This window comes from Gordonia sp. CPCC 205515 (genome assembly GCF_048537925.1).
Lineage (GTDB): Bacteria > Actinomycetota > Actinomycetes > Mycobacteriales > Mycobacteriaceae > Gordonia.
Genome location: NZ_JBCLVJ010000004.1, coordinates 75,524 through 92,195 on the forward strand (window position 1 = coordinate 75,524; position 16,672 = coordinate 92,195).

Consider the following 16,672-nt stretch of genomic DNA (forward strand, 5'->3'; position numbering starts at 1 on the left):
GACGACATGGATATTCGGGCCGAGCGGCGTCGATGAGCGCACCCGCGATCGACATCCGCCATCACGATGCGGTCATTTTCGGAGTCGACAGCGTCATCTCCGATACCGATGCGACCGAACAGGTTTCGGTGCTCCCGTCCGCCGTTGAGCTCGGTCGGCGGCTCCAGGATGCGGGAATCGCACTGGCCGGTTTCGCGACATCACAACAGCACACCGAGATCATTGAGTCGGCCGGAGGCGGCGAGATCCTCATCGTCCCCGCCGACCCCGCAACAGATTTTCGTGACCGACTACTCGAGGCGGCGCGCCGGATCGGCGTGGCGCCGGCGCGGACGGTGGTTCTCGACGCCACCGGAGACGGCGTGCGTGCGGCCCGCCGAGTCGGATTCGGTCTGGTCATCGGGATCGGACCCGCCGACACCGTGGATACCCTGCGCGACCGCGGCGCCGACGCCGTGGTCGCCGACCCGTCGCAGATCGAGATCCGATCCGGCTTCACCCGGGTGTCGCGTATCCCCGAGGCGATCAACTCGCGGTATCAGCTGACCGCCAGAATCCGCGACCGGATGCCTGTGGTGGTGCTCGACTTCGACGGCACCATCGCGCCGACGCGAGCCTCGGCGACACCCGGAGCCGCTGCCGACGAACTTGTCGCCGGTATGCGCGAGCAGATCGTCCGGGTGGCCGGATTGTGTCCGGTGGCGGTGATCAGCCGCCGGGATGTAGCCGATCTGCGCGCCCGGGTCCGCGTCGACGGCATCTGGTATGCGGGCCGCGACGGCCGGCAACTCCTCGATCCCGACGGCGCACGCCACGACGTGGAGTCTGAGGCAGCGGAGGGCTGGGACCGCGGCCGCGCGTTGCACCGACTCCTCGGTCTCCTCGGTGACGGCACGACGACACTGCCGATCTATGTCGGCGACGGCATCGTCGACGAGGCCGCCTTCGACGCCCTGCCGTCGGATTCGATCGGGATCGTGGTGCGCCAGCTCGCCGCCGATCGTCGGTCGTCGGCGGAGTTCGCCGTCGCCGACCCGGACGGTGTGCGCGAGTTGCTGCAGCGACTGGCCGATCTCGTGGGGTCGGCACCCGAACTCGCCGCGTCCGCCAACAGTCCCTGGACGGTGGTGTATCACGGGTATGACCCGGCTACCGAGAAGCTCCGAGAGTCGTTGTGCAGCATCGGCAACGGAGTCTTCGGCACTCGGGGTGCGGTCCCGTGCGAACGGGCCGACGACACGCACTATCCGGGCACATACGGCGCCGGCATCTTCAACCGCCTCGAGGACCAGATCGACGGCCACACCATCGACAACGAGAGCATGGTCAACCTGCCGAACTGGCTGTCGCTGACCTTCCGCATCGACGACGGCCCCTGGTTCGACATCGACGACGCCGATCTCCTCGACTACCAGCAAGCCCTCGACGTGCGCCGCTCGATCCTCACCCGCCGCTTCCGGTTCCGCGATGCCGCCGGGCGCATCACGGATGTCTCCGAAAGGCGGTTGATGGCAATGCATCTGCCGCACGCCTGCGCACTGGAGACGACGATCACCCCGCACGGATGGTCGGGTCGGGTCGAGTTCCGATCCCTGCTCGACGGGGCCGTCACCAACTCGCTGGTGGCGCGCTACCGGGAACTGGCGAGCACCCACCTCGAGGCGGTGGCGGCCACCGAACTCTCCGACGACGCGGTGGTGCTCGAGGTGCGGACCAATCAGTCGGGGGTGCCGGTGGCGATGGCGGCCCGAAACCTGCTGTGGGACGGGCAAGAACGGCTGGCGGGGGAGTACCGCCTGGTCCGGGAGACCGAGGGGGCAGGAGAGCGGATCGGTCACGATATCGCCGTCGACGCCCACGACGGACGGCCGGTCACGCTGGAGAAGGTGGTGACCGTGTTCACCGGCCGGGACCCGGCGATCTCCGAACCGGCTGTCGAGGCCGCCCGGTGGCTGGATCGGCTCGGACGGTTCGACGAGCTGCTCGACGGGCATGTATTGCGTTGGGGCACTTTGTGGGATCGCTTCGACATCGCATTCGAGGGCCGCGACGATGTGCTGCGCATCGTCCGGTTCCATCTGATGCAGGTGCTGCAGACGTTGTCGCCGAACACCACCGAACTCGATGTCGGGGTGCCGGCGCGCGGATTGAACGGCGAGGCCTACCGCGGCCACATCTTCTGGGACGAACTGTACGTGTTCCCGGTGCTGAACCTGCGGATGCCGACCCTCACCCGATCGCTCCTGCGCTACCGCTACCTGCGGATGAGTGAAGCGCAGGCCGCCGCCACCGAGGCTGGACACCGGGGTGCCATGTTCCCCTGGCAGTCGGGCAGCGACGGCCGCGAGGAAAGCCAACAGCTGCACCTGAATCCGGATTCCGGGCACTGGAACCCCGACCCCAGTCGCCGCCAGATCCACATCGGCATCGCCGTCGCCTACAACGTGTGGCAGTACTACCAGGTGACCGGCGACGTCGAGTTCCTCGTCGACTACGGCGCCGAGATGCTCATCGAAATCGCCCGCTATTACGCCAGTTTGGCCGACTTCGACGAATCGCGTGGCCGGTATGTCATCCGTGGGGTGATCGGACCCGACGAGTTCCACGGCGGGTACCCCGACAAGCCGTACGACGGGGTCGACAACAACGCCTACACCAATGTCATGGCGGTGTGGTTGATGCGCCGTGCCGCCGAGGTGCTGACGTTGCTGCCGCTGGGGGAACGCGCCGAACTGACCCAGCGGCTGGGTCTGCAGTCTCGGGAAACCGACCGCTGGCAGGACATCACCCGACGCATGTTCGTGCCGTTCCACGACGACGTCATCAGCCAATTCGAGGGCTATGAGGCTCTGGCAGAACTGAATTGGGACGCCTACCGGGAGAAGTACGGGAACATCGCACGCCTGGACCGAATCCTGGAGGCCGAGGACGACGACGTCAACGCCTACCGGGCGTCCAAGCAGGCCGACGTGGTAATGCTGTTCTACGTGCTGTCCGACAGCGAGTTGCGAGACCTGTTCGAGCGCATGGGTTACAAGCTGTCCGACGACGACATCCGACGGACCATCGACTACTACATGGCACGCACCTCGCACGGCTCCACCCTGAGCAGACTCGTGCACTCCGGGGTGCTGGCCCGCACCAATCGTCCCGAGGCGATGGAGTTCTTCGACGACGTGCTGCGCTCGGACATCGAGGACATCCAGGGCGGCACCACCGAAGAGGGCATCCATCTGGCCGCGATGGCCGGCAGCGTCGATCTGCTGCAACGCTGCTTCACCGGACTCGAAACCCGCGGCAACCGCCTGATCCTGCGCCCCCATTGGCCGGATTCCCTTGGTGCACTCGAGTTTGCGATGATCTACCGCGGACATCGGTTGCGGCTCCGGATCAGTAGTCGGGAAGTGCAGGTGACCGCGGCGCCCGGCTCGCAGGCACCGATCCAGGTGGAGTGCCGTGGGGAGGTCGAAGAGCTGCGGCCGGGTGGGGTGGTGCGGTGGGGGTGACGACCTCCGACGCCACTGCTTAGCCCACGCCCACACCCATCGCCAACATGAAATCACGCCGGATGTAACCGGTCGAAACCCCACATCCTTGCCATAGCGTGCAGTTCGCACCCGCTCCCAGCGCAAGGACTCCGTCACGATGAGCTCACCCACTCCGCCTCGGCCGCTGCATTTCTCGGCCTTCGTCATGAACACGACCAGCCATATCGTGCAGGGGACGTGGCGTCGGCCGTCAGCCCGGCAGGCCAACTTCAACGACCTCGACTACTGGGTCGACCTGGCGAAAACCCTCGAGCGCGGCAAGTTCGACGCGATCTTCTTCGCCGACGTCGTGGGCCTCTACGCGCCCTATCGCGACGACGAACGCAAGTACTTCGAGGCCGGTCTACAGGTGCCGAGCAACGACCCGAGCGTGCTGGCCAGCGCGCTGGCGTACGCGACCGAACACCTGGGGATCGCGTTCACCGCGAGCATCCTGCAGGAGCATCCGTTCAACTTCGCGCGACGCATCTCCACCCTCGACCACGCTACCAAGGGCCGGATCGCGTGGAACATCGTCACGAATTATCTGCCCAACGCCAGCCGCAACTTCGGCCTCGAGGGCCTGACAAAGCACGACGAGCGGTACGCATGGGCCGACGAGTACGTCGACGTCACCTACAAACTGTGGGAGGGCTCCTGGGATGAGGATGCCCTCGTCCAGGACCGCGAGCGCGGCATCCACGCCGAGTTCGACAAGGTCCACCGCATCAACCACGAGGGTCCGCGCTACACGGTGGAGGGCCCGCATCTGGTGAGTCCGAGCCCGCAACGTACACCGTTACTGTTCCAGGCCGGCGCGTCGGAAGCAGGCCGCACCTTCGCTGCCAAGAACGCCGAAGCCGTGTTCATCCAGTCCCCGAATGTCGATGCAGCACTGCGGGATACCTCCGACATTCGACGACGCGCGGTCGCGGCGGGACGTCGGGCCGACGATCTAAAGTTCTTCCAGGGCCTCTATGTCGTCGCCGGCTCCACCGAAGAGGAAGCGAACCGCAAGGCCGCCGACCTCGACGAGTGGATCGACCACGACGCCCACCTGGCGCACCTGTCCGGTGCGATCGGCATCGACTTCGGCCACGACGACCTCGACACCCCGGTCGGCGAGATCCACACCGAGGGAGTGCAATCGGTGATCGGCTGGATTCGCGACGTGGTCACCGACCGGCCCGCCACCCTGCGCGACGTCGCGCACTACACCGCGACCAATCTGCGGATCGTCGGCACCCCCGAGCAGATCGCCGACCGCCTCGCGGAGTGGCAGGCGCACGGCGTCGACGGCATCAACCTGGTCAACTACGAGATCCCCGGCTCCTACGAGGAATTCGTCGATCATGTGATCCCCACTCTGCAGCAGCGTGGTCTCGCGCAGTCCGAGTACACCGAGGGCTCATTGCGGCACAAGCTGTTCGGTGCCGGCGACCGACTCCCCGACCGGCATCACGCCACCAGCTACCGCGGCGCGTTTGCGCCGTTGGTCACCGCACACTGACACACCCGCGTTCACACACACGAAAGCATGGGAATGAAGCGATTTCTTCGTCCGTCCGTGGCCATCTGGTCGGCGGGCGCACTCCTGGCCGGCGCGGCGCTGGCCGGCTGCAGCAGCAGCGACTCCGGGTCGTCGTCGGCCTCGGGCACACCGGTGCGCGGCGGCACCATCAACTACGTCCACGTCCAGGAACCACCGTGCATCTTCGGCGGATGGATTCAGCAGGCCTACATCTCCCGGCAGGTGCTCGACGGCCTGGTCACCCTCGACGACGACAACACCATCAAGCCGTGGCTGGCCGACAAGTGGGACGTCAGCCCCGACGGTCTGACCTACACCTTCACCCTCAAGGACAACGTCAAGTTCACCGACGGCACGCCGCTCGACGCCGCGGCGGTGGCCTACAACTTCGACCAGTTCGAGAACACCGACCTCAACGGCACCGCCAAGGTGTCGATCGATCCGTACTACAAATCGGCCGAGGCCATCGACCCGACGCACCTCGCCATCCACCTCAACCAGCCCTACCCGGAGTTCCTGCGGCTGATCACACAGGGCTACTTCGGCATTCAGTCACCCGCCGCGCTCAAGACCCGCTCCAAGCAGGAGAACTGCGAGAAGCCCATCGGCTCCGGCGCGTTCACCGTCGCCCAGTGGAAGAAGGGGCAGGAGGTCGTGTTCAAGAAGAACCCGAACTACACCTCGTGGCCGGCGACCGCCAAGAACAAAGGGCCCGCCTACGTCGACGGCATCCACTGGAAGTTCGTGCCCGACGCCACCTCTCGCTACGCGTCGCTGACCACCGGCCAGTCCGACGTGGTGTACGAGGTGCCGACGGTGCAGTGGAAGAACGCGCAGCAGCAGTTCTCCAACACCATCCGCTACATCACCCCCGGAAAACCGGTGTCGTTCTTCATCAACACCCAGGAAGGTCCGTTCACCGACAAACTGGTGCGCCAGGCCTTCGCCTACGGCGCCGACCGCAAATCGGCGGTGGAGGCCGGATTCCACGGTGTCATCCCCTATGAGCCGAATGCCGCTGTCTCCCAATCCACCCCGGGATACCAGGACGGCGACCCCTATCCGTTCAATCCGGGCAAATCGGCCGAGCTGCTCAAGCAGGCCGGATGGAGCAAGGGCGGCAACGGGATCTACACCAAGAACGGTCAGCCGCTGCACGTGAAACTCGTCTACGGGGCGGGCTTCATCTTCACCCAGGAGGGCGCCACCGTCCTGCAGGCCTTGCAGGAACAGTGGAAGCAGGCGGGATTCGACGTCGAGCTGACGCCGGCGACGATGGCCGAACAGTGGGGCGGCAAGTACAGCGACCCCAAGACCTACGACGCGATGCCGTCGTACTGGACCAGCCCGAGCCCGGCGATCCTGTGGATCGTGTGGCGCGCAAGCACCCCGGACAACCCGAACGGCAACAACCGGTCGTTCTACAACAATCCGCAACTGACCGCGCTGATCAACCAGGCCAACACCAACACCGACACCACGGCCGGGTTCCAGCAGTACAAGCAGGCGCAGAAGATCATCGCCGACGACGCGGCCGGTATCGGGCTCTACACCCAGAACACCCTCATCGCGGCATCCAATAAGCTGCAAGGCTTCTGGGTGGAGAAGAGTCAGGGCGAACCCGTCTTCTCCGACGCCTACCTCACCAGCAGCCGGCCCGACTGATGGCCAACATCCTGCAACTCGGCACCCCCGACGCGCGGCCCGTGTGGGTGCGGGCGCAGGCCGCGCGCCGGGTGGCCGTCAAGGTGCTCACCGCGATCCTGGTGCTACTGTCGGCGGCCTCACTCGCCTGGTTCTCCCAGCTGGTCGTGCCGGGTGACCGGGCCACGGCAATCCTCAACCTGCGCAACGGCAACGAACGAATCTACACCGCCGACCAGCTCGCGCCGGTCAACTCGGAATTCGGATTCGACGACCCGCTGATCGTGCAGTGGCTGCACTATCTGCAGGGCCTCGCCCACGGGGATCTGGGGACGTCGTACACCCAGTACAAGCCGGTCAGCGAGATCATCGGCAACCAGATCGGGCCGAGTCTGATCCTCACGCTGTCGGCGTTGGTCCTCGCCTGGATCATCGCGGTGGTCGTGAGCCTCGCGACGGTCAAACGCGGCCGCGAGGTCTCCGGATTCGGTTCCGCGTTCGAGGCTTTCACCGCGAGCCTGCCGCATTACTGGGTGGGCGTAATCCTGCTGGTGATCTTCGCGGTCCAGATCCCGATCTTCCCGGTCATCGGCGGGACGGGACTGTGGGGGTCGGTGCTCCCGGTCCTGACCCTCGCGATACCGCTGAGCGGCTTTCTGGGACAGGTGATCCGCGACGAGTTCGACAAGGTGCTCGACCAGCCGTTCATCACCACCGCCCGCGCCCGCGGACTCGGGGACACCGCCGTCCGCCTCGGCCATGGGCTCCGGCACGCCGTGGTGCCGGCGGTGAGCTTGTCCGGATGGGCGTTGGGCGCGTTGATCTCTGGGGCCGTCATCGTCGAAAACATCTATGGCCGGCCCGGTATCGGGCAGGTGCTGGTCACCGCGGTCAACACGCGGGACGTGCCGACGGTCGCCGGGATCGTCGTTGTGGTGGCGGCGATCTACATCATCGCCAACCTCGTCGTCGACCTCGCCTACCATCTCATCGACCCCCGATTGGGTGACTCATGACCACCATCACCGCACCCGCACTGGGTGTTTCGGCCAAGCCGCTGTGGGCGCGGATCACCGCGATCGGACCGGGCGTGCTGGCCGCGTCGTTCTTCGTGCTGCTCGTACTGATCGCCGCCGTGGCTCCGGCAGTGCTGGCACCGTACTCGCCGACCGAGATCGACCTGACCAACGCGCTCGCCGATCCCTCGTGGCAGCACCTGTTCGGCACCGACGAAGCCGGCCGCGACGTGTTCTCCCGCGTCGTGTACGGCACCCGGCTGTCGTTGGGCATCGGCTTGGGTGCCACCGGAATCGCCATGGGCTTGGCGATCATCTTCGGGTTCGTGGCGGCGCTCTCGGGCGGTGTCGTCGACACCCTCATCACCCGAATCCTCGAGGTGTTCTTCGCCTTTCCCGCGCTGTTGGCGGCACTGCTGGTGGTGTCGCTGTTCGGCCCGTCGGTCACCACATCCATCGTCGCGGTCGGCATCAGCTCGATGCCCGGCTACGCAAGGATGGTCCGCGGCCAGGTGCTCAGCGTCCGCAACTCCGGCTACATCGAAGCCGCACAGGCGTTGGGGCACAGCCGATCCACCGTCATCCGGCAACACCTGTTCCCCAACGCCATGCGCCCGCTGGTCGCCGTGGTCACCCTCGGCATCGGACAATCCATTGTGTGGGCGTCGTCGCTGGCCTTCCTGGGTCTCGGTGTGCCCCCACCCAGCCCCGAGTGGGGTGCCCTGCTCGACGCCGGCCGCAACTACATCACCACCCAGTGGTGGCTCGAGGTGCTGCCCGGCCTGGTGATCGTGCTCTTCGCGATCTCGGTGACCACCGTCGGACGCCGCGTGCAGCAACAACTGGAAGGAGCGGGCCGATGACCCTCACCGTCAACGCGCCAGCCGCAACGGAAACCGAAACGCACGACACACAAGCACAGTCGCTGCTCACCGTGACGAACCTGCGGGTGTCGTTCGGCGATCGCGACGTCGTCAAGGGCATTTCGTTCACCACCGCGCCGGGGCGATGCCTCGCGATCGTCGGCGAGTCCGGGTCGGGCAAGTCGGTCACCGCCCGCACCCTGGTGGGCCTCACCGGTGACGGCGCCCGCATCCAGGCGGACGAATTACGGCTCGACGGAATCGATCTGGCCCGGCAGAGCGAACGATCGTGGCGCCGCATCCGGGGCCGCGAGATCGGCTTCGTCCTCCAGGATGCGTTGGTGTCCCTCGACCAGCTGCGCCGCGTCGGCGACGAGGTGGCCGAACCCCTCAAGATCCATCGGCAGGGCAGCAAGCACTGGCGCAGCGCGAAGGCCGTCGAACTCCTGGCGTCGGTGGGTGTTCCCGAACCGGAAGTGAAGGCGCGCCAACGGCCGTACGAACTGTCCGGCGGGTTGCGGCAACGTGCGCTGATCGCGTCGGCCATCGCGTTGGACCCGCCGCTGCTGATCGCCGACGAACCGACCACCGCCCTCGATGTGACGGTGCAGGCGCAGATCCTGGATCTGCTCATCGAGACCAAGAGCCGTGGCAAGGCGATCATCCTGATCAGCCACGACCTGTCGGTGGTGGCCCGCCTCGCCGACGACGTGGCCGTGATGAAGGACGGCGAGATCATCGAGCAGGGTCCGGTGTCGCAGGTCCTGGACAATCCCCAGCACGAGTACACCCGTGCGCTCCTCGACGCGGTGCCCTCAACACACACCCGCGGCACGCGGCTGGCGCGGCCCGAAAAGGGGGCGCAGGTCCTCACGCGGTCCCGCGGTCCGATCGACGGCGAGCGTATCGTGCTGGAGGCCAAGAACCTGTCGAAGGTGTACCGCGGCCCGGACAAGAAGGATCGGACCGTCGTCGACGATGTGTCGTTCCAGTTGTTCGCCGGCGAGACGCTGGGCATCGTGGGGGAGTCGGGGTCGGGTAAGACCACCACCGCCCGCATGGCGCTGACCCTGGAAACACCCACGGCCGGTGCGGCATTCCTGCACGGACAGCCATGGTCGTCGCTGAACCCGCAGGACCGCCGGGAACGCCGACGACAGATCGGCGTCGTCTACCAGGACCCGCTCAGCTCCTTCGATCCGCGGTGGTCGGTGGGCCGCATCCTCGTCGATGCGCTGTCCACCAGCGCGACCCCGCCGTCGAACAAGGCCGAGGCCCGTGAACGTGCGGTGCGGCTGCTGGGTCAGGTCGGATTGACCGACGCCCATTTCGACGCTGCGCCACTGCGACTTTCCGGCGGCCAGCGACAGCGAGTCGCGATCGCCCGCGCTTTGGCGCCGAGCCCGACGGTGATCGTGTGCGACGAACCGGTGTCGGCGCTCGACGTGTCGATCCAGGCGCAGGTGCTCGACCTGCTGACCGACCTGCAGGACGAACTCGGCGTGAGCTACCTGTTCATCTCCCACGACCTCGGCGTCATCCACCACATGAGCGACCGCATCCTGGTGATGAAGGACGGCAAGGTCGTCGAATCCGGTAGTGCCGACGACATCTTCGAGCGACCACAACATCCGTACACGCAGTCCCTGTTGACTGCCCTACCACGACTGGAGGTCGTGCGATGACCACCGACCAGCACCTCGACGCCACCTTCGCCCCGGTCTTCGCGCGCATCGCCGACGGGGCGATCGAACGGGAAGCTGATCGTCGATTACCCACCGAGCAGGTGGACTGGTTGCGGGAGGCCGGATTCGGCCGCATCCGCGTGCCGGTCGAGTACGGCGGGCTGGGCGCCACCGTGCCCCAATTCATTCGGCAGCTGATCGAACTCGGGCGCGCCGACTCCAACCTGCCGCAACTCCTGCGCGGGCACGTCGCGTTCGTCGAATCCCGCCTGAGTCATCCGGACGTGACGGTCGGCGAGAAGTGGTTGCGGCGCATCGCCGACGGCGCGTTGATCGGCAACGCCCAATCCGAACAGGGCAGCACCTCGTTCTGGACCCACGCCACGACCATCGTCCAGAACGACGACGATTGGGTGCTCTCCGGCAAGAAGTTCTACTCCACCGGCAGCCTGTTCGCCGACTGGATCCACACCACCGCCGCCGTCGACACCGACACCAGCGCCAACGTGCTGGTGCCCGTCGACCGCGAGGGCGTCTCCCGCATCGACGACTGGGACGGATTCGGTCAACGCCTGACCGGCAGCGGCACAACGATCTTCGACGACGTCCGGATCCCCGAGGAGGACGTCGAAGTCCATCCCAACGGAGCCTTCAAAGGCACCTACCTGCTGGCGTTCCTACAGCTGATCCACCTCGCCACCCTGTCCGGGCTCGGGAAATCCGCCGTCGACGAGGCCGCCGGCTTCGTCCGGCAACGCGGACGCAACCTCCTCAATCCGAGGTACCCGCGGCCCCAGGATGATCCGCAGATCCAGCAGGTCGTCGGCAAAGTGGCCAGTCTGTCGTTCGCGGCGACCGCCGCCACCACCGTCGCCGCCGACGCGGTGGGTGCGGTCGCGGATGCGGTGGTCGCCGGGACGGCCACCGACGACCTGTTCGACGCCGCCGATCTGGCCGTGTTCTCCGCGCAGAGCGCCGTGATCGACCTGGTGCTGTCGGCGACCACTGAACTGTTCGAGGTGGGCGGATCGTCGGCAGTGACCGAACGATTCCGCCTGGATCGATTGTGGCGCAATGCCCGCACCCTCGGGTCGCACAATCCGGTGATCTACCGGCAGACCATCGTCGGCAACTACCTGCTCAACCAAGTCGCACCCAGTGACTGGGCGCTGAACAACTGGGCAGACGTGCAGAACCTCGCCGATGCCAAGCATTCTGGGAGCAACTGATGACAAACCGTCTCTTCTTCAACGCCTTCGTCATGAACACCACCAGTCATATCCACCACGGCCAGTGGCGTCGACCCGATGCGCGGCAAAGCGACTTCAACGACGTTCAGACCTGGATCGGTCTGGCGAAGACATTGGAGGCGGCCAAGTTCGACTCGATGTTCTTCGCCGACGTCTCCGGCCTGTACGGAGATTCCGACGCCGACTACTCGGTGTATGTGCGGGAAGGCCTGCAGATCCCCAGCAATGATCCGACGGTTCTGGTGTCGGCGCTGGCCACGCACACCTCCGATATCGGTCTCGCGGTGACCTCCAATGTCTTTCAACAGCACCCCACCAACTTTGCCCGGCAGATCGCCACGCTCGATCACATGAGCAACGGACGGGCCGCGTGGAACATCGTGACCGGCACGCAGGACAACGGCTACCGCAACTTCGGCTACCGCGCGCTGGAGGATCACGACGAGCGGTACCGCTGGGCGGAGGAGTACGTGGAGGTCGCCTACAAACTGTGGGAGGGCTCCTGGGACGAGGGTGCGTTGCTGCGCGACAAGGACGGCAGCCTGCACGCCGATCCGGACAAGGTCCACAAGATCTTTCACGTCGGCGAGCGGTATTCCGTCGAAGGTCCGTTCCTGCCGTCGCCGTCCCCGCAACGGACCCCGCTGCTGTTCCAGGCCGGATCATCGGGTGCGGGAAGGACGTTTGCGGCCCGCAACGCCGAAGCGGTGTTCCTGGTGGCACCCACCCCGCAGATCGCCGAACGCCAGATCCAGGAGACCCGCGCGCTCGCAGTCGCCGCCGGCCGCGACCCGAAAGACGTTACCTTCCATCAGGGTTTGAGCTTCGTGATCGGCGCAACCGAGCGGGAGGCGCAGGAGAAGTTCGCGTACTACCAACAGTTCGTGAGTACCGACGGCTATGCCGCGCATACGGCGATCGTCGACCCGGATGGCCGGATCTATCCCAGCGACACTCCGCTTTCGGCTATCCAGACCAACACCGCCCACGGCTTCCTCGACCACCTGCGCCAGCACATCACCGACCGCGAGCCGACCGTCGCCGACCTGCAGATCCAACGCCTGCGCGACGCCGTCGTCGTCGGCACCCCCGAGCAGATTGCTGATCACCTCGAGGCATGGCAGGCCGCCGGCGTCGACGGCATCAACGTGATCAACTGGGTGATCCCGGGATCGTTCGAGGAGTTCGCCGACTACGTCCTACCCGTGCTGCGGGAACGGGGCCTGGCGCAGTCCGAGTATGCCGAAGGCACACTGCGGCGCAAGCTGTTCGGGTCGGACCGGTTGAGTGCCCGACATCCGGCCGCAGCGTTCCGCGGGGCGTTCGGTGCAGCGGCGTCCCGACCGCGCGCTGAGTCAGCACCCCTCCCCACCGCCCCCATCGCTCGTTGAGCAGGCCGCCGACGAAGGAGGCGACCGTGTCGAAACGTCTTCACCAGGCGAGCCGACGCCCCACCCGTTCGTTGAGCACGTCGCCTACCCGCTGGATGAGCGCGACGCCCCACCCGCTCGTTGAGCGCGACACCTCACCCGCTGGTTGAGTCCGTCGCGCTACCCGCTCGTTGAGCGCGACACCTCACCCGCTCGTTGAGCGCGACGTGCGAGCGAAGCGAGCCCGACGCTGGTCGAAACGAGAATCTGAGCGGTACAGGTAGTTTCGTCGGATACGCCCGCTGGTAGGTGTCACAAGATGAGGAACGCGTGTCTTCCCGCTTGTGCGTTATCGGCGGTGAACCCCGGTCAGCGGGTAGGTGTCGGTCAGTCCGTTCTCGTTGACCAGCGTGATCGTGGTGAACTCGCCCTTCTTCACCTTCGACAGTCGGACAGTCACCGGCTGCACAGCGATCGGTCCATCAGCGCAATTGGGTACGCAGGTCTTGCGGTGCTCGACCCCTGTCCCCTCGGCGCGGGCGGCCTGCCAGCTTGACCAGGAGATGTCGGACACGATGATCCCGGCGTCGCCGCAGTAGATCGAGTTGATCATGCGAGGCTTGACGTAGCTGGTGCCGGCGCAGTCGTTGATAACCGTCGGCTTGGGAGTGGCTCCGGCCGGGCCTGCCGTCGGGAGGATGATTCCAGCGACGAGCGCAACGAGAGCGAGAAGGAGGCGTGCGGGGCGGGCGATTGAGTGCATGTAGACAGTATTGCGCTTCGCACCGACAAGCGAGGGCTGATGCTGTGTTGCTTCATCGCTGCAGGTGTCCGCCCATTTGTGGTGTGGGTTGACCGCGTCGACAGGCGAACCGGATGACGTCGAGCACCTCCTGCTCGGTGCGCGAGCCGAGCTTGCCTCGCGGAACGAAACCGGCCAGAGTGGTGTCCGACACGGGGTGCCGGTACCGGCCGGCTGAGATGAGACCCGTCGAACCTGCTCCGGTTAGTACCGGCGAAGGGATGGTCCGATGTGTGCTGCTGCCATTGCCGAGAGAGTCGTCCTGGTGACCGGGGGTGGTCGGGGGCTCGGTGTCCATCTCGTCCGCGCTATTGCGGCGGAGGGTGCCCGCGTTGTCATCAACTACCGCCGAAGTGCCGACGCGGCTCGTTCGCTTGCTGACGAGATCGGTTCCAGCGCAATCAGCGTCGAAGCCGACATCACTGACAGGAGTGCCGTCGAGGCAATGATCGGCGCTGCGGCAGAACATTTCGGCTCGCCGGTGACAGCGGTGGTGAACAACGCGCTGCCCGACTACTCGTTCAACGGCGACGACCGCTCGCACGCCGACGACCTGACGTGGGCCGAGCTCGACACCCAACTGCACGGAATCGTCGGCGGTGCCCTCAACACCATTCAATCCGCGCTACCCGGGATGCGCGCCGCGGGAGGCGGTCGGGTCATCAACATCGGCACCAACCTCGTGCAGAATCCCGTTGTCCCCTATCACGATTACACCGCCGCGAAAGCGGCCTTGCTGGCGCTGACCAGAACCCTGTCCCACGACCTCGGGCCCGACGGCATCACCGTGAACATGGTCTCGGGTGGACTTCTGCGGACCACCGACGCCAGCGCCGCGACTCCCGAGGTCGTGTTCGACGCGATAGCGGCATCCACCCCGCTGCGGTCGGTGACGACACCCGCCGAGTTTGCCGATGCGGTGCTGTTCTTCCTGTCCCCGTGGTCGCGGGCGGTGACGGGGCAGAACCTCGTCGTCGACGGCGGGTTGGTCAAGAACTGACCGCAGTCGTCATCTGGCGCTGGGGTAACGATCTTCTCCGCCACTCACAGCAGTCCCCACCGCCCGTTGAGCTCAACCAGCGGGCGGGGGTTCCTACCGCTCACTCGCGTCCCGGCGAGGGAGATCTGCCCTGACGAGCCCATGCCTCAGCCATCCACCAACGGCTGCAGAAAGTCTCCGGTGACGCGCACCGCCGGCGCCGACGATCCGCCACCGACGACGAGCGTGGCGAACGCCAGATCGCCGACGATGCCGGCGAACCAGCCGTGCGGATTCGTGTTGTCTCCGTACTCGGCGGTACCGGTCTTGCCGCCCAAGCCCGGTATGTCACGCAGCGCGGTGGCCGTACCGGAGGTGACGGTCTGCCGCATCATCGCCCCGAGTTGTCGCGTAACTTCGGTGGGAATCCGTTGTAGTGCAGTATTTGCGGAGGTTTGCTTGCCGACAATGAGCGTCGGGGTGATCGTCGCACCGCGGGCGAGGCTCGCCTCGGCGACGGCCAGGCCGAACGGGCTCACCGCTACTGTGCCCTGGCCGATCCCGTTCTCCACCCGGAGGGCAGGCGAGGAGGCGTCGGAGACCGTGCCGGTGACCGTGGTGACGCCGGGGATCACGTAGTCCACCCCGATGCCGAATTGTCGTGCCGTCGTGGGCAACGCGTCGGCGGGTAACCGGTTCGCCAGCGCACCCATGGTGGTGTTGCAGGACTGCGCGAAGGCGGTGGCCAGCGGCACCGTGCCGAGGTCGAAGTCGTTCTCGTTGGGGATGGTTCGGCCCTCGACGGTTGTGCGCCCGGGGCAGGGGAGTCGCGTGTCCGACTCGACGACTCCGGATTCCAGCCCGGCCGCGGTGGTGATGGTCTTGAACGTGGAGCCCGGTGGGTACAGACCGGACAGCGCGATGGCACCCGACCGGTCGGCCGCGCTGTTCTGTGCCACCGCCACGATCTGACCGGTCGACGGCGCGATCGCGACCACCACTGCGGGACGACGCTCGGTGTCGACGGCGCGCTGTGCGTGGCTCTGGATGTCGCGGTCCAGACCGGTGCGGATCGGCTCGGTGGGCTGCGGCGCAACCTGTTTGATCACGTCGGTGGGTACGTTGTTGCCGTCGACGATGCTGACCGACCACCCGGCGGTGGCGCCGATCGCGCTGCGCCACACGTCTTCCAGGCCCGACATCGCAGGTGAATGCAAATCCTTGGTCGCGCTGAGCAGGGCTCCCTGGTTGGTGGTGGTGACGCCCGTGATTCCGGTGAGTTGCCGCTTGATCTTAGCGAAGTCGCTGTCCCGCAGGCGGATCACCGTCTGCACGTCAGCGGGGGAGGACTCGAACTGTTTGCGGATGCCGGCTTCGGTCATGGTCGGCTCGACAACGCGCAGCGTTCGAGCAAGTCGGGCCGCCGAGGCCAGGTCGGCGCGGTTCAACGAGACCAGAGTGACTGGCTGCCAGTTCATGATCGGTTGACCGTTGCGGTCGAGAACCCGTGTGCTGTAGTCCATGTCGTCGCTGTAGGAGAGCGTCCGGCCCGCACTCAGTTGCGGATGCAACAGTGTTGGCGCCCACTGCACCTTCCAGTCGCCGGCCCCCTTCTGCAGCGTCACTGTCGTCTGGTAGCCGACGGTCCGCGACTCTCGGATGGTCCAGCTGTAGTCGACGGTTCCGGTGGCGTCCTTGTCGTCGAGCTTCGGCGTCGCCGCCAGGGTGGCCTTGCTGCCCATGCCATCGAACATCGATTGCAGCGCTGCCTTCGCCGAAGCGGGGTCTGAGGTCTCCGCGGCCGCGGCGTCGACGTCCGCGCGTGTGAGGGCCTCGGTGAAGCGGTTCACGGTGTCTTCGGGTGAGTTCGACCACGGGAAGCATCCGGTGGCCACCGCGAGGACCAGCAGACCGGTCATCGTCAGCCGCGTTGTGCGCATCATGTGCTGCACCCAACCGGGTCTCGGGGCCGTCGGCAAGGTCCGCCACGCTGCCAGGTCGATAG

At 66.3% G+C, this 16,672-nt stretch carries 12 protein-coding genes and 1 riboswitch; of the genes, 9 read left to right on the forward strand and 3 right to left on the reverse strand.

The genetic code is table 11. The features are described 5' to 3' along the window. The first annotated feature begins 32 nt into the window (after positions 1-32). From AAFP30_RS05615 to AAFP30_RS05650, 8 genes are all read left to right on the forward strand, one after another. Complete coding sequence (locus AAFP30_RS05615) at positions 33-3,506, forward strand: glycosyl hydrolase family 65 protein (RefSeq protein WP_419228885.1); 3,474 nt, start codon at positions 33-35, stop codon at positions 3,504-3,506. A 139-nt stretch (positions 3,507-3,645) separates the two neighbouring features. Beyond that, positions 3,646-5,037, forward strand: coding sequence for an LLM class flavin-dependent oxidoreductase (locus AAFP30_RS05620; RefSeq protein ID WP_419228886.1), 1,392 nt, complete (start codon positions 3,646-3,648; stop codon positions 5,035-5,037). A 27-nt stretch (positions 5,038-5,064) separates the two neighbouring features. After that, positions 5,065-6,723: an ABC transporter substrate-binding protein gene (locus tag AAFP30_RS05625; RefSeq protein WP_419228887.1), complete on the forward strand. Its 1,659-nt coding sequence runs from the start codon at positions 5,065-5,067 to the stop codon at positions 6,721-6,723. Continuing rightward, the gene (locus AAFP30_RS05630) at positions 6,723-7,718 is read left to right on the forward strand and encodes an ABC transporter permease (protein ID WP_419228888.1); all 996 of its coding nucleotides are present in this window, start codon (positions 6,723-6,725) and stop codon (positions 7,716-7,718) included. The genes AAFP30_RS05625 and AAFP30_RS05630 overlap by 1 nt, the downstream gene beginning before the upstream one ends. Further along, positions 7,715-8,581 (forward strand): ABC transporter permease, encoded by an 867-nt coding sequence (locus tag AAFP30_RS05635; protein ID WP_419228889.1) that lies wholly within the window; start codon positions 7,715-7,717, stop codon positions 8,579-8,581. Before AAFP30_RS05630 ends, AAFP30_RS05635 begins: the two co-directional genes overlap by 4 nt. Then, entirely contained in the window at positions 8,578-10,266 is a 1,689-nt protein-coding gene (locus AAFP30_RS05640) for a dipeptide ABC transporter ATP-binding protein (protein WP_419228890.1), read from the forward strand. The genes AAFP30_RS05635 and AAFP30_RS05640 overlap by 4 nt, the downstream gene beginning before the upstream one ends. After that, on the forward strand, positions 10,263-11,495 hold the full coding sequence (locus AAFP30_RS05645; protein ID WP_419228891.1) for an acyl-CoA dehydrogenase family protein: 1,233 nt from the start codon (positions 10,263-10,265) through the stop codon (positions 11,493-11,495). Before AAFP30_RS05640 ends, AAFP30_RS05645 begins: the two co-directional genes overlap by 4 nt. Continuing rightward, a complete protein-coding gene (locus AAFP30_RS05650; RefSeq protein ID WP_419228892.1) occupies positions 11,495-12,907 on the forward strand; it encodes an NtaA/DmoA family FMN-dependent monooxygenase in 1,413 nt (470 codons plus the stop codon). The genes AAFP30_RS05645 and AAFP30_RS05650 overlap by 1 nt, the downstream gene beginning before the upstream one ends. 328 nt (positions 12,908-13,235) lie before the next feature. Here the strand turns inward: AAFP30_RS05650 and AAFP30_RS05655 are convergent, their stop codons facing one another. Then, a complete protein-coding gene (locus AAFP30_RS05655; RefSeq protein WP_419228893.1) occupies positions 13,236-13,649 on the reverse strand; it encodes a hypothetical protein in 414 nt (137 codons plus the stop codon). A 52-nt stretch (positions 13,650-13,701) separates the two neighbouring features. Then, positions 13,702-13,842, reverse strand: a complete 141-nt coding sequence (locus AAFP30_RS05660; protein ID WP_419228894.1) for a hypothetical protein — start codon at positions 13,840-13,842, stop codon at positions 13,702-13,704. After that, positions 13,832-13,927, forward strand: a riboswitch (TPP riboswitch). Its footprint overlaps the gene before it by 11 nt. Between AAFP30_RS05660 and AAFP30_RS05665 the strand changes: the two genes are divergently transcribed. Further along, positions 13,918-14,688, forward strand: coding sequence for a 3-oxoacyl-ACP reductase (locus tag AAFP30_RS05665; RefSeq protein ID WP_419228895.1), 771 nt, complete (start codon positions 13,918-13,920; stop codon positions 14,686-14,688). Its footprint overlaps the riboswitch before it by 10 nt. 146 nt (positions 14,689-14,834) lie before the next feature. Here the strand turns inward: AAFP30_RS05665 and AAFP30_RS05670 are convergent, their stop codons facing one another. Beyond that, positions 14,835-16,610 carry a penicillin-binding transpeptidase domain-containing protein gene (locus AAFP30_RS05670; RefSeq protein WP_419228896.1) on the reverse strand — a complete coding sequence of 592 codons (1,776 nt, stop codon included), beginning with the start codon at positions 16,608-16,610 and terminating at the stop codon, positions 14,835-14,837. Positions 16,611-16,672 lie beyond the last annotated feature (62 nt).